Below are 16,505 nucleotides of genomic sequence, written 5' to 3' on the forward strand. Positions count from 1 at the left end.
CGGCTCAGGTCGCGATGTCGGGGTAGGGCATGGAGATGTGTTCCATCGCCTTGCCGTAGGCGCGCTGGTACTCCATCGGCCCGTGGTCGCGCTCGAACAGCGCGATGAACAGGGTGAGCGTCAGGAACGGGTGCGCCCCCATCTGGAACAGGGCCACGTGGTCGTGCTCGGCCAGCGCGCGGCGCTCGTCGTCGGTGAAGGCCAGCCAGGTGGTCTTCTCCGCGGGGATGCAGTTGAGGACGGTGTTGGCCATCTCGGCCTCCCACCAGGTGACCGTGCCTGCGGGGTCCTCCCGGTAGCGCTCGGTCAGCTCGGGGTCGCGGTCGACGGTGAACAGGAACTTGTCCAGCAGGTACTTGCTCATGCCGACACCCCGCTGCCGCTCGGGACCCCGTTGGGGTACCAGGTGAAGTACGCCTCCATGGTGTGGAACAGGTCCAGGGTGTCGACGTGGTCGGCCTTCGCGCCCTCGCCGGCCACGCCCATCATCAGCATGAAGTCCATGAACCCGTGGGTGGCGTTGCCCGGGTGGTGCAGGGACTCCAGGGACACCTCGGCCAGGCATCCCTCGATGTCACCGGAGGCGATCCACTCGACGGCCTTGCGGTCGAACTCCGGGTCCGGCCCGTGCTCGCCGAACTGGCGCGGCCCGCCCAGCTCCAGGGACAGGTGCCCGGTGCCGATCACCGCCACCCGCTTGTCGCTCTCCCAGGACTCGACCATCTCCCGGATCGCCCGGCCCAGCTGCACGAACCGCTTCGGCTGCGGCAGCGGCGGGGCGAAGATGTTCGTGTAGACCGGCACGATCGGCAGGTCCGCCTGCGGGCGCAGCGTGATGATCGGGCAGGTGATGCTGTGGTCGATCCGCAGCTCGTTGCTGAACGCCAGGTCGAAGTCCCGGTCCAGCCCGTCGCGCAGCAGGTGGGCCGCCAGGTCCTCCTCACCGCGCAGCGTCATCTTCGGCAGCCCGAACTCGCGCTCCTCGTTGTGGAAGTTCGCGTCGAAGAACGGCGCCTTCCCGATGAGGAACTGCGGCATGTTGTCCAGCCAGAGCTGGTGGAAGTGGTCGCTGCCGACCATCACCAGGACGTCGGGCTCCGCGCGGGTCAGCGTCTCGCGGAACGCCTCGATCTTCGCCACCCACTCGTCGGCGAACGGCGGCCGGTCAGCACCGGTGGCCGTGCTCGCCCGGTAGTAGAAGGGGTGGTGGGTGGACGCGATCACCGCGGCCAGTTCAGCCATGACTGTCTCCGTTGAGGTCAGGGACGTACGGGTCGGGGGCGACGGACCGGTTGTTGAGGTCCACGGACAGGAAGACGTCGTTGGCCACCGGGTGCCGCAGCTCCTCGGCCAGCTGACCGATCAGCCCGGCGGTGCGGGCCAGCAGGGCGAAGCCGCGCAGCAGCTCCAACGGCAGGCCCAGGTCGGCCAGCGCGGCACCGCACACCCCGGCACCGTTGAGCGGCAGGGTCTTGCCGAGCACCTGGGGGTGCACCCGGCCGATCGCGGCGAACAGCGACAGGTGCGGGCCGAACAGCCCCTCCTCGGTCGCGATCTCGAACAGCCGGGGGGTGCGCGGGTCGCCGTCCTTGTGCACGTGGTGGCCGAGCCCGGGCACGAAGCGCCGCGCCGCCCGCTGGGCGGTCACCGTCTCCAGGGCCAGGGCGTCCCAGCCGGCGTCGTCGGTCGGCAGCTCGCCGTCCACGCCGGTCAGCACGTCGTCCAGGAAGCGGCCGGAGTCCTCGGTGACGCCGAGGAACCGGGAGCCACCGCCGAGCAGGCCGGCGGCGAGCGCCCCCTGCACCGAGTCCGGAGCCGACAGGTAGGTGAGCCGGGTGACGATCGCGGTCGGCGTGAAGCCGTGGTCGGCGAGCGCGGCCAGCACCGCCTCGAAGACCCGGGTCTCCCCCGGCGTGGGCCGCCGCTGGGTGGCCAGCCAGAAGGCCAGCTCGCCGAAGCCGACGGTGCCCATGACGTCGCGGGCCAGGTCGGTGCCCAGCAGCGTGATCGACTCGCGGCTGGAGGCGCCCAGCGCGGTCGGGTACTCGGGGGTGGTCACGCGTCCTCCTCGGTGGCCAGCCACCGTCGCAGCTCGGCACCGTGCTCGTCCAGGGCCGGCGGCGGCAGCCGGTAGTCGGCCGGCGTCTCGGAGAAGGTGATCGGGTGGCGGACGGAGGGGACTCCCGCCTCGCCCTCCCCCACGGTCACCACCGGGTCCAGGCCGATCGACTCGGCGAAGGCCACCCCCTGGTCGACGGTGTTGATCGGCCCGCAGGGCACGCCCGCGGCGATGATGTCGTCGAACCAGTCCCGCTTGGACCGGGTGCTGAGCCGCTCGACCAGCAGCGGGCGCAGCTCGTCCCGGTTGGCCGTGCGGTCTTCGTTGCGGGCGAACCGCGGGTCGTCGGCGAGCTCGGGCACGCCGAGCACCTCGACCAGCCGGCGGAACTGGCCGTTGTTGCCGGCGGTGATGATCAGGTCGCCGTCGGCGCACGGGAGCGGCTCGTAGGGGAACAGGCTGGGGTGGCTGTTGCCCATCCGGAACGGGACGACGCCACCGGCGACGACGGCGCTGGCGTGGTTGACCAGCCCGGACAGCGCGGAGGACAGCAGGTTGACCTCGATGTGCTGGCCGCGGCCGGTCTCGTGCCGCACGTTCAGTGCCGACAGCACGCCGATGGTGGCGTGCATCCCGGCCATCACGTCGAAGACGGAGATGCCGGCCCGGAACGGCTCGCCCTCGGGATCGCCGGTGAGGCTCATCAGGCCGGAGATCGCCTGCACGATCAGGTCGTACCCGGGCAGCGGTGCACCGGCCGGGCCACTGCCGAAGCCGGTGATCGAGGCGTAGACGACGCGGGGGTTGGTGGCGCTGACGCTGGCGTAGTCCAGGCCGAAGCGGCCCAGGCCGCCGGTCTTGAAGTTCTCGATGACGATGTCGGCGCGCCGGGCCAGTTCCTGGGCCGCGGCGGCGTCGGCGGGGTCCTTGAGGTCCAGGGCGATGGAGCGCTTGTTGCGGTTCACGCCCAGGTAGTAGGTGGAGACCCCCTCGCGCACCGGCGGCTGCCAGCTGCGGGTGTCATCGCCCGCGGGGCTCTCGACCTTCACCACCTCAGCGCCCATGTCGGCCAGCAGCATGGTGGCGTAGGGCCCGGCCAGGACCCGGGAGAAGTCGGCCACCAGGAGGCCGGACAGCGGTCCCCGGCCCGGAGCGGAACCGGGCAGTCGTGGGTGTTCGGTCATCGGGTGTGCCCCTCGAGCGGTGCGTCGCCGTCAAGCGGACGGGCGTCCGGAACTGCATCGAGTCTCACCACCACGCGGCGTCACTGTCAACTAGAGAGCACTGGTTCGATGCTCGCCTTGACATGTGGCCGCGATCACCCCGAGAGTGGGACGGTCGCCAGGCTGACCGTTCTGCGGACACTCGTTCGCAGCAGCCTCGGCGGCGGCCTGGAGGAAGACGATGTCCCAGCCCGACACCGACGTCGCGGGGCAGGCGACCGACCGCCCGGTCGTGCTGCGCAACGGCACCGTGCTGACCATGGACGACGCGCACACCGTGCTGCCCGAGGCCGACGTGCTCGTCGTGGACGGGAAGATCGCCGCCGTCGGCCAGCAGCTGGAGGTGCCGGCCGGCACCCGGGAGATCGATGCGCGCGGTGGCGTCGTGATGCCCGGGATGATCGACACCCACCGGCACATGTGGCAGACCGCGATGCGCGGCTACGGCGCGGACTGGACGCTGACCCAGTACTTCGTCTGGTACTACCTCGAGCACGGCAAGGCGTTCCGTCCCGAGGACGTGTACGCCGGCAACCTGCTCTCCGCCTGGGACGCCGTCGAGGCCGGTGTCACCACCACCGTCGACTGGTCGCACGGGTTGCAGACCGTCGACCACGCCGAGGCCGCCGCCGACGCCCTGCTCGCCGTCCCCGGCCGGTTCCTGCTGGCCTACGGCAACATCCAGGCCGGCCCCTGGGAGTGGGCCACCGACCCGGCCGTCCAGGCGTTCCTCAAGCGCAGGCAGGAGGAGGGCAAGCTCGGCCTGCAGCTGGCCTTCGACGTCACCGGCGACCCCGCGTTCCCGGAGAAGCCCGCCTTCGAGGTGGCGCGTGAACTCGGCCTGCCGGTCACCACGCACGCCGGCGTCTGGGGGGCCACCGGCGACGACGGCATCCGGCTGATGCACGAGAACGGCTTCATGACGCCGGAGACGGTCTACGTGCACGCCGCCACGCTGACCACCGACTCCTACCACCGGATCGCCGCGACCGGCGGCTCCATCTCGGTGTCCACGGAGTCCGAGCAGAGCGCCGGGCAGGGCTACCCGCCCACCTGGCAGGTCCGCCGGCACGGCATCCCCGTCTCGCTGTCGATGGACACCAGCGTCTGGTGGAGCAGCGACCTGTTCTCCGCGATGCGCAGCACGCTGGGCGCCGACCGGTCGCGGGAGCACCTGGAGGCACACTCCCGGGGGCAGACGGTCACCCAGGTGCACCTGCGGGCCGAGCAGGTCGTCGACTGGGCCACCCGGGGCGGTGCGCAGGCGCTGGGCCGGGACGACCTGGGCAGCCTGGAGCCGGGCAAGCAGGGCGACGTCGTGCTGATCAAGAACGACCGGTCGCCGGTCTCCTTCCCGCTGCTGAACCCCTACGGGCACGTGGCCTTCCAGGCCCAGCGCGGCGACGTGCACACCGTGCTCGTCGGCGGCCGGGTGGTGAAGCACGAGCACGAACTGGTCGGCGCCGACCTGGCCGCGGTGCGGCGGACCGTCGACGCGACGGTCGAGCACCTGCAGTCGACCCTCGGCCCGGAGGCGTGGGCAGCCGGCATGAACCCGGCGCTGCCGGACGACGACGTGCTGGACAACCCGTACACCTACACCGAGTACAAGTCCCACTCCACCCACGGGGCACGGGGCGACGTGTTCGGTGAGCCCTCGCTGGACCAGCACACCTCACACTGATCTCCCGCGTCCCCGCGCCGGGCCCGCTGTCGGGTCGGGCGCGGGGACGCTGCGGGGTCATCGCCGGACCACACGGGCACGGACGCAGGACGAGGGGGGATGCGCAGTGGCAGGACGGGGCACGGGGCCGGACTTCGTGGAGGCGTTGGCACGCGGGCTGGACGTGCTGGCCTGCTTCGACGCCGACCACCCGGTCATGACGCTCAGCGACGTCGCCGCCGCAGCCGGGCTGGCCCGGCCGACCGCGCGCCGGCTGCTGCTGACCCTGGAGGAGCTCGGGTTCGTCCGCTCGTCCACCGGCGCCTTCCGGCTCACCCCGAAGGTGCTCACCCTCGGCATGGCCTACGTCGGGGCACTGGGCCTGTGGGAGATCGCCCGCCCACACCTGGAGGCCCTGGTCGCCCGGACCGGTGAGTCCTCCTCGATGGCCCAGCTCGACGGCTCGGACATCGTGTACGTCGCCCGGGTGGCCGTGCCGAAGCTGATCACCCTGCGGGTGGAGATCGGCACGCGGTTCCCCGCCGTGCAGACCTCGCAGGGCAAGGTGCTGCTCGCCGCCCTCTCCCCCGCCGAGCTGGACGCCACGCTGGCCCAGCCGAGCCGCGCCGGGCTCCCGGCCTACATCGGCCGCTCCGCCGACCAGCTGCAGGCCGAGCTGACCGAGGTCCGCGCCCGCGGCTGGGCGCTGGCCGACGAGGAGCTGGCCCCCGGCGTCCGCTCGGTCGCCGTGCCGGTGCGGGACGGGACCGGCGCGGTGCGCGCCGCGATGAACGTGACCGTGCACGCCGCGGAGACCTCGACCGAGCAGCTGCTCACCGAGCACCTCCCCCGGCTGCTGCGCACCGCCGGGGACGTCAGCGCCGAGTGGGCGCTGTGGCAGACCCGGCCGCACGTCGAGGTCGCCCGCCGGTCGGACGGCTCGACCGCCGCCGGCTGACCCCGATCCGCCGCCGGGCGCCGCTCAGCTCGGGCCGGCCGCCGGCGGCCAGGTCTTGGCCACCATGGTGAGCACGTCGTAGGTGGCCACCGGCTGCCCGTCCCCGTCGACGACGACCGCGTCCCAGCGCACCTCGCCGTGGTCGGCGCCACCGCGCGGGGTGATCTGCTTGGCGGTGAGGGTGACCGTCAGCTCCGCGCCGGGCTTGACCGGGGTGAGGAACCGCAGGGCGTCGACGCCGTAGTTGGCCAGCACCGGGCCGGGGTCGGGGTCGACGAACAGGCCGGCGGCCCAGGAGACGATCAGGTAGCCGTGCGCGACCCGGCCGCCGAACAGCGGGTTGGCCGCCGCCGCCGCCTCGTCCATGTGGGCGTAGAAGGTGTCGCCGGTGAACTCGGCGAAGTGCTCGATGTCGGCGAGGGTGACCGCCCGGGGCCCGGCGGTCACCGAGTCCCCGATCCGCAGCTCGGCCAGCGACTTGCGGAAGGGGTGGACGTCGTCCTCGCGCCGCTGGGCGCCGGTGACCCAGCGCCCGCCGATCGTGGTGAGCATGTCGGGCGAACCCTGCACGGCGGTGCGCTGCATGTGGTGCAGCACCCCGCGGATGCCGCCGAGCTCCTCCCCACCGCCGGCCCGGCCCGGGCCACCGTGCACCAGCACGGGCAGCGGTGAGCCGTGCCCGGTGTTCTCCTGCGCGTCGTCCCGGTCCAGCACCAGGATGCGACCGTGCGAGTGCGCCGCACCCCGCACGAAGGCGCGGGCGAACCCCTGGTCGTGGGTGACCACCGAGCCGACCAGGCTGCCCTGCCCGCGGGCGGCCAGTTCGACCGCCTGCTCGACGCCGTCGTAGGGCAGCACCGTGCTCACCGGCCCGAACGCCTCGACGTCGTGCGGCTCACCGGCGGAGAGGTCGTCGCAGCGCAGCAGCATCGGGGGCAGGAAGGCGCCCCGGTCCCGGTCGGCGCCGACGACGGAGAAGTCGTCCGGGTCCCCGGCGACCAGGTCGGCGACCCCGCGCAGCGCCTTCACCGCACGGAGCACCTCCTGCCGCTGGTCCAGGCTGGCCAGCGGGCCCATCGTGACGCCCTCGGCACCCGGCGCACCGACCACGACGTCGGCCAGCTTCGCGCGGGTCGCCTCGACGACGTGGTCGGCCAGCTCGCGCGGGACCAGCGCCCGGCGGATGGCGGTGCACTTCTGGCCCGCCTTGACGGTCATCTCGGTGACCAGCTGGTCGACGAACAGACCGAACTCGGGGGTGTCCGGGCCGGCGTCGGGGCCGAGCACCGCGCAGTTGAGCGAGTCGGCCTCGGCGTTGAACCGCACGGAGTTCGCCACCACCGCCGGGTGGCTGCGCAACTTGCGGGCGGTGGACGCCGAGCCGGTGAAGGAGACCAGGTCCTGCCCGGCCAGCCCGTCGAGGACGCCGGCAGCGCTGCCGGCCAGCAGCTGCACGCTGCCCTCCGGCAGCAGGCCGCTGTCCACGATCGAGCGGACGACGGCTTCGGTCAGGTAGGCGGTCTGGCTGCCCGGCTTCACCACCGTCGGCACGCCGGCGATGAAGGCGGGTGCGAACTTCTCCAGGAAGCCCCAGACCGGGAAGTTGAAGGCGTTGACCTGCACCGCGACCCCACGCAGCGGGGTGTACAGGTGCTGGCCGAGGAAGGTGCCGCCCCGGCCCAGCGGCTCGGGGGCGCCGTCCAGGACCACGGTGTCGTCGGGCAGCTCCCGGCGGGCCTTGCTGGCGTAGGACAGCAGCGTGCCGAAGCCGCCGTCGACGTCCACGGCGGTGTCCCGGTCGGTGCAGCCGGTGCGCCGGGACAGCGCGTAGAACGCGTCCTTCTCCGCCATCAGCCGCAGGCCGAGCTGCTTGAGCAGCGCCGCGCGCTGGTGGAAGGTCAGCTCGCGCAGCGCGGGGCCGCCGACCGAGCGGGCGTGGTCGAGCATCGCCGGCACGTCCAGCCCGGTGCTGGACACCCGGACGACGGTCTCCCCGGTGGCGGCGTCGGCGATCGGCGTCCCCTCGTCGGGGGCGGTGTACCAGCGGCCGGCGACGTAGCTCGGCAGCATCGGTGCGGTCATCGGAGCACCTCCGGAGGGACGGGTGCGGCTGTCGTGCGCGAGCCGCTGGGGGGTGTCGTGCGCAGGCCGCTGAAGGTGGTGGTGACGAGGGCGTCGGCCAGCGCGTCGGCGTCCAGCCCGCGGCCGGGCCGGTACCACTCGGTGAGGGAGTTGACGGTGCCGAACAGCAGCCGGCTGGTCACCGCGGGGTCGACGTCGGGCCGCACGTCGCCCTGCTCCTCGGCCGCGCGGACCAGGTCGGTGACGATCCGGTCGAACTCGCGGCGCCGCTCCAGCGCCTCGGACTCGACCGCGGAGTTGCCGCGCACCCGCAGCAGCAGGGTCACGAACGGCAGGTGGGTGGTGAGCACCCGCACCGACCCGCGGACGACGTGCTCCAGCCGGTCGATGGCGGGGCCGTCGAGCGCCCCCGGTTCGTCCAGCACGGCGAACAGCGCGTTGAGCGCGCGGTCCAGGGCGAGCCGGAGCAGCTCCACCTTGCTCGGCACGTGGTGGTAGATCGCCGACTTGGTGACGCCGAGCCGGGCCGCCAGCTCGTCCATGCTCGTCGCCTCGTACCCGCGCTCGATGAACACGGCCACCGCGGTGTCCAACAACGAGTCCAGCGAGTGCCCGGGTCTCCCCCGCCGCGCCGGCGCGACCGTCATGGCCGTTCCTCTGCAGAACGGCTCGCTCCCGCGGGGCGCTCCGCTCCTCGCTCGTCCCTCGCTGCGATGCTCACGCCCCGCTCCTCTCACGGCGGTCCGTGAGCCGCTGCAGCTTGCCGACCGAGCGGGCCAGCGTCTCGGGGTCGACGACGGACACCTCCACGGTGATCCCGATGGTGTCCTTGACCGCAGTGCCGACCTCGCGGGCCGCGGCGTCGCGGCGGTCGGCCGGGCAGTCGGGCCGGGCCTCCACGTGCACGGTCAGGTGGTCCATCCGGCCGCGGCTGGTCAGCTCGAGGGAGAAGTGCGGCGAGAGCCCCGGCGTCCGGAGCACCACCTCCTCGATCTGCGTCGGGAAGACGTTGACCCCGCGCAGGATGATCATGTCGTCGGTCCGGCCGGTCACCTTCTCCATCCGGCGCATGCCCGGCCGGGCGGTGCCCGGGAGCAGCCGGGTGAGGTCGCGGGTGCGGTAGCGGACGACCGGCATCGCCTGCTTGGTCAGCGAGGTGAACACCAGCTCGCCCTGCTCGCCCTCGGGGAGCACCGCGCCGGTGTCCGGGTCGATGACCTCCGGGTAGAAGTGGTCCTCCCAGATGTGCAGGCCGTCCTTGGTCTCCACGCACTCCTGGGCGATGCCGGGGCCCATGACCTCCGACAGCCCGTAGATGTCGATCGCCTCGATGTCCAGGCGCTCCTCCATCTCCCGGCGCATCTCCTCGGTCCACGGCTCGGCGCCGAAGATGCCGATCTCCAGCGAGCAGGCGCGCGGGTCCAGGCCCTGCTTCTCGAACTCGTCGATGATCGTGAGCAGGTAGGACGGCGTCACCATGATCACCCGCGGCTGGAAGTCCTGGATCAGCTGCACCTGGCGCGGGGTCATGCCGCCGGAGACCGGGATGACCGTGCAGCCGAGCTTCTCCGCGCCGTAGTGCGCCCCGAGCCCGCCGGTGAACAGGCCGTAGCCGTAGGCGTTGTGCAGCTTGTCGCCCGGGCGGCCGCCGGCCGCGCGGATGGACCGGGCCATGACGGTGGCCCAGGTGTCGATGTCGGCCTCGGTGTAGCCGACGACGGTCGGCCGCCCGGTGGTGCCGGAGGAGGCGTGCACCCGGCGGACCTGCTCCTGCGGGACGGCGAACATCCCGAACGGGTAGTTCTCCCGCAGGTCGGCCTTGCTCGTGGTCGGGAAGCGCGCCAGGTCGGCCAGCTCCCGGCAGTCGTCGGGGTGCACGCCGGCGGCGTCGAACGCCGCCCGGTAGTGCGGGACGTTCGCGTAGACGTGCTGCAGGGTCCACTGCAGGCGCTCCAGCTGCAGCGCGCGCAGCTCGTCGACGCCCATCCGCTCTGCCGGGTCGAGCTGCGCCGGGTCGGGCGCCGAGCCCAGCCGGCGGGCGTTCTCGTCCGTGCCCGTGGTCCCGGTCGCTGTGGTCATGCGCTGTGTCCTCCGCGGTCGCCGAGCGTCGTTGCCGGCCGGCCGGCCGGGCGCACGGGGCACCTCAATACCGTCCAGGTGGTCAGTAACCAACTCCTCACCGGGACGGCTGTCAACCCGCCCCGCGCCGTCCGGCCCCGCTTCCCCGCCCCGCTCCCCCGCCCCGCTTTGCACGCCCCGCTCCCCCGCCCCGCTTTGCACGCCCCGCTCCCCCGCCCCGCTTTGCACGCCCAGTGCACGCAGTGCTCGTGCTGCAGCACGAGCACTGCGCACGGAAGGCGTGCAATGTCCGCGGCAGCGGCAGCGGCAGCGGCAGCGGCAGCACGCCCGCGGCTACCGCAGTCCGGTGGGGACGGCTTGTGCCGCGCCGGGTGAGGGTGGACACTGAATACCGACCGCATGGTCAGTAAATGATCGCCCGACGAGGGGACGTCATGTCTGCGCCGACGCTGGACCGCCCTGTTCCTGACGAGACCGCGCTGCAGCAGCAGTTCGACGCCACGATCGCGGCCGACCACCGCATCGAGCCGCGCGACTGGATGCCCGAGGGCTACCGCAAGGGCCTGATCCGGCAGATCGCGCAGCACGCGCACTCGGAGATCATCGGGATGCAGCCCGAGGGCGACTGGCTGCTCGCCGCCCCCAGCCTGCGGCGCAAGGCGATCCTGCTGGCCAAGGTGCAGGACGAGGCCGGCCACGGGCTGTACCTCTACTCGGCCGCGGAGACCCTCGGGGCCGACCGGGCCGACCTCACCGACAAGCTCATCGAGCGCAAGCAGAAGTACAGCTCGATCTTCAACTACCCGACGCTCACCTACGCCGACGTCGGCGTCATCGGCTGGCTGGTCGACGGCGCGGCGATCTGCAACCAGGTGCCGCTGTGCCGGTCGAGCTACGGCCCCTACGCCCGGGCGATGATCCGGGTCTGCAAGGAGGAGTCCTTCCACCAGCGGCAGGGCTACGAGCTGCTGATGACGATGATGCGCGGCACCGACGCCCAGCGGGCGATGGTGCAGGACGCCGTCGACCGCTGGTGGTGGCCCTCGCTGATGATGTTCGGCCCGCCGGACGACGACAGCCCCAACTCGGCCCAGTCGATGGCCTGGGGCGTGAAGCGGCACACCAACGACGAGTTGCGCCAGCGCTTCGTCGACATGAGCGTGCCGCAGGCCGAGGTGCTGGGCGTGACGCTGCCCGACCCCGAGCTCGCGCCGGACCCCGAGACCGGCCGCTACCGCTTCGGCCCGATCGACTGGTCGGAGTTCAAGCAGGTGCTGGCCGGCAACGGGCCGTGCAACGACGAGCGGATCGCCCGCCGCCGCGCCGCCCGCGACGACAACGCCTGGGTCACCGAGGCCGCGACCGCGTACGCGGACAAGCACGCGGCCGTGGGCGCCTGATGACCGACCAGGACGGCGGCGCGACGATGGGCGACGTGACCGCCGAGGGCGGGCACGGCGCCGTCCCCACCGGGCCCGGGGTGCCGGTCACCGACCAGCCGGCGGTCAGCAAGCGGGACTGGCCGCTGTACGAGGTGTTCGTCCGCGGCAAGCGCGGCCTGAACCACGTGCACGTGGGCTCGCTGCACGCCCCCGACGACGAGATGGCCGTGCACGCCGCCCGCGACCTCTACACCCGGCGCAACGAGGGCGTGAGCATCTGGGTCGTGCGGGCCAGTGACATCACCGCCTCCAGCCCCGACGAGAAGGACCCGCTGTTCGCCCCCAGCGGCGACAAGGTCTACCGGCACCCGACGTTCTACGACATCCCGGACAACGTCCCCCACATGTAAAGGACCCCCTCGCCCCCCACTCGCCTCGTTCCTCGGCGAGCGGGCCCCTGCGAGGGGGCCGATGGCCGTGCACTCCGTGCCCGGAAGAGAGGTTCCGTCGTGGCCCATGAAGAGACTGTGTACGAGGCGTTGGACCATGCGCACGGGGGCGAGGGGCAGTGGGCGTTCGGCACCGGCTTCGACGAGCCGCTGGCCGGGGTCGACACCACCGTGCCCGAGGGCATCGACCCCGCAGACCTGGGCGCCTACTGCCTGATGCTCGGCGACGACGCGCTGGTGCTGTGCCAGCGGCTCACCCAGTGGGTGACCAACGCCCCCGAGCTGGAGGAGGAGGTCGCCCTCGCCAACTGCGGGCTGGACCTGCTCGGCCAGGCCCGGCTGCTGCTGGCCCGGGCAGGGTCGGTCGGCGTGCTGGGCCGCAGCCGCGAGCGGGCGACGGCGAGCATCCCCGACGAGGACGCGCTGGCCTACTTCCGCGATCCCGACGAGTTCCGCCACTCCGGGCTGGTCGAGGCCCCCAACGGCGACTTCGGGCAGACCGTCGTCCGGCTGCTGGCCGCCTCGGCCTGGCGGGTGGCCCTGTTCGCCCGGCTGCGGGAGTCCCGGGACCCGGTGCTCGCCGCGATCGCGGCCAAGGGCGTGCCCGAGCTGACCTACCACCGCGACCACGCCGCCCGCTGGGTGCTCCGGCTCGGCGACGGGACGCCGGAGTCGCACCGTCGCACGCAGGCCGGGGTCGACGCCGTCTGGCCGCTGCTCGCCGACCTGTTCACCGCCACCGACGTCGAGACCCGGCTGACCGCTGCCGGGGTGGCCGTCGACCCGGCCGAGCTCCTCGACGAGGTGCGCGACGTGCTCACCCTGGTGCTGGAGCGGGCGACCCTGACCGTGCCCGAGTGGCCCGCCCCGCAGCCCAGCCGCGGCCGGGCGGGTGACCACGGCCCGGAGTCCGCCGTCCTGATCGCCGAGCTCCAGGCCACCGCCCGCGAACACCCGGCCGCCACCTGGTGAGTGCAGAAATGGCCATTTCTGTCGACGGCACCGACGCGCGGGCGGTGGCGGAGACGGTCACCGACCCCGAGCTGCCGATGCTGACGCTGGCCGACCTCGGGGTGCTGCGCGACGTCCGGGACGAGGACGGCACGGTCGTCGTGGAGATCACCCCCACCTACTCCGGCTGCCCGGCGATGGGCGTGATGCGCGCCGACCTGGTGCACGCGCTGCACCGGGCCGGGTTCGCCGACGTCGACGTCCGGACGGTCCTCTCCCCCGCCTGGAGCACCGACTGGATCAGCGCGGAGGGCCGCCGCAAGCTGGCCGCCGGCGGGATCGCACCGCCCGGGGACGCGCCGGTGCGCCGCTCCGGTCCGGTGCCCCTGCAGCTCGGCCCGTCCCGGCGGACGGCGACCTGCCCGCAGTGCGGGTCGCCGGACACCGAGGAGATCAGCGAGTTCAGCGGGACCGCGTGCAAGGCGATGCGCCGCTGCCGGGTCTGCCGCGAGCCCTTCGAGCACCTCAAGGAGATCTGATGACGGCGAGCACCCGGCGCAGGCCGCAGTTCCACCCGCTGCGGGTCGCGAAGGTCGAGCGGCTCACCGACGACGCCGTGGCGGTGACCTTCGACGTCCCGCCCGAACTGGCCGAGGACTACTCCTTCCGCCCCGGCCAGGCGCTGACCCTGCGCCGGGTGGACGGCGACCGGGACGAGCGGCGCTCGTACTCCATCTGCGCCCCGGTCGGCGAAGCTCCCCGGGTCGGGGTCCGCGAGGTGCCCGGCGGCTTCTTCTCCGCCTACCTGGTCAACGAGGTGCGGCCGGGCGACGAGATCGAGGTGCTCCCCCCGTCGGGCACGTTCACCGCCGACCTCTCGGTGCCCGGTGACCACGTCTTCGTCGTCGCCGGCTCCGGGGTCACCCCCGTGCTCTCGCTGGCCGCCACCGTCCTGCGGGACGGCGAGTCGACGGTCACCGTCTTCTACGGCAACCGCCGCACCAACACGGTGATGTTCGCTGACGAGCTCGCCGACCTGAAGGACCGCTACGGCACCCGGTTGCAGCTGGTGCACGTGCTGTCCCGCGAGCCGCGGGACGCCGACCTGACCAGCGGCCGGCTGGACGGCGACCGGCTGCGCACCCTGGTCGACGCCCTCACCGACGCCCCGCACGTGGACCACTGGTGGCTGTGCGGCCCGCACGGCATGGTCACCGACGCCCGGGAGCTGCTCACCGAGCTCGGCGTGCCGGCCGAGCGGGTGCACCAGGAGCTGTTCTACGTCGACGACCTGCCCCCGGAGCCGGTCCGCGGCGACGACCAGACCGTCGAGGGCCCCAGCAGCTCGGTGACGATCGTGCTGGACGGCCGCACCACCACGCTGACGCTGCCGCGCGGGGTGCCGGTGCTGGACTCGGCGCAGCAGGTGCGCGGCGACCTGCCGTTCGCCTGCAAGGGCGGGGTGTGCGGCACCTGCCGGGCCCGGGTGACCGACGGCGAGGTGGAGATGCGCCGCAACTACGCACTCGACCCCGGCGAGGTCGACGCCGGGTACGTGCTGACCTGCCAGTCGCTCCCGCTGACCGACGGGGTCACCGTCGACTACGACGCCTGAGACGGCCGGCTGCGGACGGGGAGAGCCCGTCCGCAGCCAGCCGCACTGCCTCAGTTGGAGAGCATGAACACCGTGGTGCTCTGGTACTCCTCGCCCGGCACCAGCACCGTCGAGGGGAAGTCGGGCTGGTTCGGGGAGTCCGGGAAGTGCTGGGTCTCCAGCGCCACCCCGTCGCCCTGCCGGTAGACGCTCCCGCCGGTGCCGACGAGCGTCCCGTCGAGGAAGTTGCCGGAGTAGAACTGCAGCCCCGGCTCGGTGGTGGCGATCGTCAGGGTCCGGCCGCTCTCCGGGTCGTGCAGCACGGCCGCCTTCTCCAGCGCGTCCTCGCTGTCCGAGCCCTCGCGCGCGCCGTCGTCCTCCCGGTCCAGCACCCAGTTGTGGTCGTAGCCCTGGCCGTAGAGCAGCTGCTGGTCGGCGACCCGGATGCGCTCCCCGATCGGGGTGGACTCGCGGAAGTCGAACGGCGTGCCCTCGACCGGCGCGATCTCCCCGGTCGGGATGAGGGTCTCGTCGACCGGCGTGTAGGCGTCGGCGTCGATCATCAGCTCGTGGTCGTAGATGGTGCCCGAGCCCTCACCCGCGAGGTTCCAGTAGGTGTGCTGGGTGAGGTTGACGACGGTCGGCGCGTCGGTGGTCGCCTCGTAGCGGACGGCGAGGCGGTTGTGCCGGTCGATCGCGTACGTGACCGCGGTGGTGAGGGTGCCGGGGAAGCCCTGATCGCCGTCCGGGCTGACCAGCTCCAGCCGCAGCGCAGCGACGTGCCGGTTGCCGACCGGGGTCGCCGTCCACACCCGGTCGTCGAACCCGTCCGGCCCGCCGTGCAGCGTGTTCGGGCCGTCGTTGAGCGGGAGCTGGTAGGTCTCGTCCTCCAGCTCGAAGCTCCCGCCGGCGATCCGGTTGCCGTAGCGGCCGATCAGCGACCCGAAGTACGGGTCGGTGTCGGCGGCGTAGCCGGCCACGTCGGGGAACCCGAGGACGACGTTCTCCACCTCCCCCTGTGCGTCGGGCACCTCGAGGGTCTGGATGACGCCGCCGTAGGTGAGCACCCGGACGGTCATGTCGCCGTTCTTCAGCGTCCAGCGTTCGACCGGCGTGCCGTCGGGCGCGGCGCCGAACGGCTCGACGGTCGTGCTCGCGGAGCCGCGGTCGGGGCCGCCGCCCCGCCCGGGCCGGTCCTCGGTCGCCGCGGCCGGCGCCGCCGCGGTGCCGACGAGGAGCCCGGTGCTGAGCGTGGCCACCAGGGGCCAGTGGCGCCGTCGGCGCCGTCGGGTCGCTGCTGCGGCCGGCCGGGCGGAGGAGGGCGGGGTGGCGTGTCCAGGCATGGCGGGACTCCGGTGTCCGTGGTGGTCCACCGGCGTCATCGCACGGTGGTGCGGGCCCACCCCGCCGACACCATGGACGGCGAACAGGGTGTGCCCTCGATCACTCCGGTGGAACGGGGCCGACCGTAGGGACGCGGGTGGAGAGGTGTCAATGGGACGTCGGGAAGCGGGGTCCGCCCGAGGTCACCACACCGAGCGCGAGATCCAGGTCTGGATCGCGACCGGGCTGGGCATGGTGCTCTGCGACCCGGGCGAGCCGAGCCCGGGGACCCGAGCCCCTCCCGGCGGCCCGGCGTGGACGTGGTCCACGAGCACGCCGCGGTGGGGGCTCCCGTCCTGGGAGGAGAGACCCATGGCCGACGAGCCCGACGCCGGGCACTCGGACGACCCCGGCCTGCGGCAGCGGATGGCCAACGGTGGTTGGCAGCTGTACGTCGCGGAGTTCCTGGTGCTGCTGGTGATCTTCGGCTGGATGTTCGTCACGGTGTACCTCGGCGGCGGTGGGGGCTTCTGGTGAGCCGGCGCGACGGTTCGCCCCGGTGGAACGGGGTAGGCACCCGCCGTGCGTGAGATGGACCCCAAGGACCCCAGCACCCTCTACGCCGAGGGCCCGGTGGCCGACGAGCCGCCCGACGACGACGTCCCCGAGTCCTCCCCCGTCCGCGACTCCGGCGGCACCGGGCCGGGGCCCGACGACCTCGACCGGCTCCTCTGACCGGACG

17 protein-coding genes are annotated in these 16,505 nt (G+C 73.0%); 9 read left to right on the forward strand and 8 right to left on the reverse strand.

What is annotated here, in order from left to right:
- Positions 1–4: 4 nt before the first annotated feature.
- From O2V61_RS17635 to O2V61_RS17650, 4 genes are read right to left on the reverse strand one after another with little or no spacing between them, the layout of a single operon-like run.
- Positions 5–364 carry a hypothetical protein gene (locus O2V61_RS17635; protein WP_269184574.1) on the reverse strand — a complete coding sequence of 120 codons (360 nt, stop codon included), beginning with the start codon at positions 362–364 and terminating at the stop codon, positions 5–7.
- The gene (locus O2V61_RS17640) at positions 361–1,242 is read right to left on the reverse strand and encodes an extradiol ring-cleavage dioxygenase (RefSeq protein WP_269184575.1); all 882 of its coding nucleotides are present in this window, start codon (positions 1,240–1,242) and stop codon (positions 361–363) included. The genes O2V61_RS17635 and O2V61_RS17640 overlap by 4 nt, the downstream gene beginning before the upstream one ends.
- Positions 1,235–2,059, reverse strand: coding sequence for a citryl-CoA lyase (locus tag O2V61_RS17645; RefSeq protein ID WP_269184576.1), 825 nt, complete (start codon positions 2,057–2,059; stop codon positions 1,235–1,237). The genes O2V61_RS17640 and O2V61_RS17645 overlap by 8 nt, the downstream gene beginning before the upstream one ends.
- Entirely contained in the window at positions 2,056–3,243 is a 1,188-nt protein-coding gene (locus tag O2V61_RS17650) for a CaiB/BaiF CoA transferase family protein (RefSeq protein WP_269184577.1), read from the reverse strand. The genes O2V61_RS17645 and O2V61_RS17650 overlap by 4 nt, the downstream gene beginning before the upstream one ends.
- Before the next feature lie 220 nt (positions 3,244–3,463).
- On the opposite strand from O2V61_RS17650, the gene O2V61_RS17655 reads away from it, so the two are divergent.
- Together O2V61_RS17655 and O2V61_RS17660 are read left to right on the forward strand one after the other, a co-directional pair.
- Positions 3,464–4,966 (forward strand): amidohydrolase family protein, encoded by a 1,503-nt coding sequence (locus O2V61_RS17655; protein WP_269184578.1) that lies wholly within the window; start codon positions 3,464–3,466, stop codon positions 4,964–4,966.
- A gap of 106 nt (positions 4,967–5,072) precedes the next feature.
- Entirely contained in the window at positions 5,073–5,903 is an 831-nt protein-coding gene (locus O2V61_RS17660) for an IclR family transcriptional regulator domain-containing protein (protein WP_269184579.1), read from the forward strand.
- Positions 5,904–5,927: 24 nt separating this feature from the next.
- Here O2V61_RS17660 and paaZ read toward each other — a convergent pair whose 3' ends face one another.
- The 3 genes from paaZ to paaK all read right to left on the reverse strand — a co-directional run bounded on the left by paaZ (position 5,928) and on the right by paaK (position 10,064).
- Entirely contained in the window at positions 5,928–7,985 is a 2,058-nt protein-coding gene (paaZ, locus tag O2V61_RS17665) for a phenylacetic acid degradation bifunctional protein PaaZ (protein WP_269184580.1), read from the reverse strand.
- On the reverse strand, positions 7,982–8,632 hold the full coding sequence (locus O2V61_RS17670; protein WP_269184581.1) for a TetR/AcrR family transcriptional regulator: 651 nt from the start codon (positions 8,630–8,632) through the stop codon (positions 7,982–7,984). Before O2V61_RS17670 ends, paaZ begins: the two co-directional genes overlap by 4 nt.
- Positions 8,633–8,702: 70 nt before the next feature.
- Complete coding sequence (gene paaK / locus O2V61_RS17675; RefSeq protein ID WP_269184582.1) at positions 8,703–10,064, reverse strand: phenylacetate--CoA ligase PaaK; 1,362 nt, start codon at positions 10,062–10,064, stop codon at positions 8,703–8,705.
- A gap of 434 nt (positions 10,065–10,498) precedes the next feature.
- Here paaK and paaA point away from each other — a divergent pair, with 434 nt between their 5' ends.
- The 5 genes from paaA to paaE all read left to right on the forward strand — a co-directional run bounded on the left by paaA (position 10,499) and on the right by paaE (position 14,461).
- Complete coding sequence (gene paaA / locus O2V61_RS17680; protein ID WP_269184583.1) at positions 10,499–11,464, forward strand: 1,2-phenylacetyl-CoA epoxidase subunit PaaA; 966 nt, start codon at positions 10,499–10,501, stop codon at positions 11,462–11,464.
- Positions 11,464–11,856 carry a 1,2-phenylacetyl-CoA epoxidase subunit PaaB gene (gene paaB, locus O2V61_RS17685; RefSeq protein WP_442929181.1) on the forward strand — a complete coding sequence of 131 codons (393 nt, stop codon included), beginning with the start codon at positions 11,464–11,466 and terminating at the stop codon, positions 11,854–11,856. Before paaA ends, paaB begins: the two co-directional genes overlap by 1 nt.
- A gap of 99 nt (positions 11,857–11,955) precedes the next feature.
- The gene (gene paaC, locus O2V61_RS17690) at positions 11,956–12,867 is read left to right on the forward strand and encodes a 1,2-phenylacetyl-CoA epoxidase subunit PaaC (RefSeq protein WP_269184584.1); all 912 of its coding nucleotides are present in this window, start codon (positions 11,956–11,958) and stop codon (positions 12,865–12,867) included.
- Between the two features lie 8 nt (positions 12,868–12,875).
- Positions 12,876–13,385: a 1,2-phenylacetyl-CoA epoxidase subunit PaaD gene (gene paaD / locus O2V61_RS17695; protein ID WP_269184585.1), complete on the forward strand. Its 510-nt coding sequence runs from the start codon at positions 12,876–12,878 to the stop codon at positions 13,383–13,385.
- On the forward strand, positions 13,385–14,461 hold the full coding sequence (gene paaE, locus O2V61_RS17700) for a 1,2-phenylacetyl-CoA epoxidase subunit PaaE (protein ID WP_269184586.1): 1,077 nt from the start codon (positions 13,385–13,387) through the stop codon (positions 14,459–14,461). The genes paaD and paaE overlap by 1 nt, the downstream gene beginning before the upstream one ends.
- 50 nt (positions 14,462–14,511) lie before the next feature.
- On the opposite strand, the gene O2V61_RS17705 is transcribed toward paaE, so the two are convergent.
- Positions 14,512–15,699, reverse strand: coding sequence for an aldose epimerase family protein (locus tag O2V61_RS17705; protein WP_269184587.1), 1,188 nt, complete (start codon positions 15,697–15,699; stop codon positions 14,512–14,514).
- A 436-nt stretch (positions 15,700–16,135) separates the two neighbouring features.
- Between O2V61_RS17705 and O2V61_RS17710 the strand changes: the two genes are divergently transcribed.
- Entirely contained in the window at positions 16,136–16,300 is a 165-nt protein-coding gene (locus O2V61_RS17710) for a hypothetical protein (RefSeq protein ID WP_269184588.1), read from the forward strand.
- 45 nt (positions 16,301–16,345) lie between these two features.
- On the forward strand, positions 16,346–16,498 hold the full coding sequence (locus O2V61_RS17715) for a hypothetical protein (RefSeq protein WP_164699637.1): 153 nt from the start codon (positions 16,346–16,348) through the stop codon (positions 16,496–16,498).
- The last annotated feature ends 7 nt before the right edge of the window (positions 16,499–16,505 follow it).

It is taken from the genome of Modestobacter sp. VKM Ac-2985 (assembly GCF_026967925.1).
Classification (GTDB): Bacteria; Actinomycetota; Actinomycetes; order Mycobacteriales; family Geodermatophilaceae; genus Modestobacter.

What these genes read in the sequence shown, in the direction of transcription:
- O2V61_RS17635 (WP_269184574.1), bottom strand. Translation starts at nt 364, where the DNA reads ATGAGCAAGTACCTGCTGGACAAGTTCCTGTTCACCGTCGACCGCGAC.
- O2V61_RS17640 (WP_269184575.1), bottom strand. Translation starts at nt 1,242, where the DNA reads ATGGCTGAACTGGCCGCGGTGATCGCGTCCACCCACCACCCCTTCTAC.
- O2V61_RS17650 (WP_269184577.1), bottom strand. Translation starts at nt 3,243, where the DNA reads ATGACCGAACACCCACGACTGCCCGGTTCCGCTCCGGGCCGGGGACCG.
- O2V61_RS17655 (WP_269184578.1), top strand. Translation starts at nt 3,464, where the DNA reads ATGTCCCAGCCCGACACCGACGTCGCGGGGCAGGCGACCGACCGCCCG.
- paaZ (WP_269184580.1), bottom strand. Translation starts at nt 7,985, where the DNA reads ATGACCGCACCGATGCTGCCGAGCTACGTCGCCGGCCGCTGGTACACC.
- O2V61_RS17670 (WP_269184581.1), bottom strand. Translation starts at nt 8,632, where the DNA reads ATGACGGTCGCGCCGGCGCGGCGGGGGAGACCCGGGCACTCGCTGGAC.
- paaK (WP_269184582.1), bottom strand. Translation starts at nt 10,064, where the DNA reads ATGACCACAGCGACCGGGACCACGGGCACGGACGAGAACGCCCGCCGG.
- paaA (WP_269184583.1), top strand. Translation starts at nt 10,499, where the DNA reads ATGTCTGCGCCGACGCTGGACCGCCCTGTTCCTGACGAGACCGCGCTG.
- paaB (WP_442929181.1), top strand. Translation starts at nt 11,464, where the DNA reads ATGACCGACCAGGACGGCGGCGCGACGATGGGCGACGTGACCGCCGAG.
- paaD (WP_269184585.1), top strand. Translation starts at nt 12,876, where the DNA reads ATGGCCATTTCTGTCGACGGCACCGACGCGCGGGCGGTGGCGGAGACG.
- paaE (WP_269184586.1), top strand. Translation starts at nt 13,385, where the DNA reads ATGACGGCGAGCACCCGGCGCAGGCCGCAGTTCCACCCGCTGCGGGTC.
- O2V61_RS17710 (WP_269184588.1), top strand. Translation starts at nt 16,136, where the DNA reads ATGGCCGACGAGCCCGACGCCGGGCACTCGGACGACCCCGGCCTGCGG.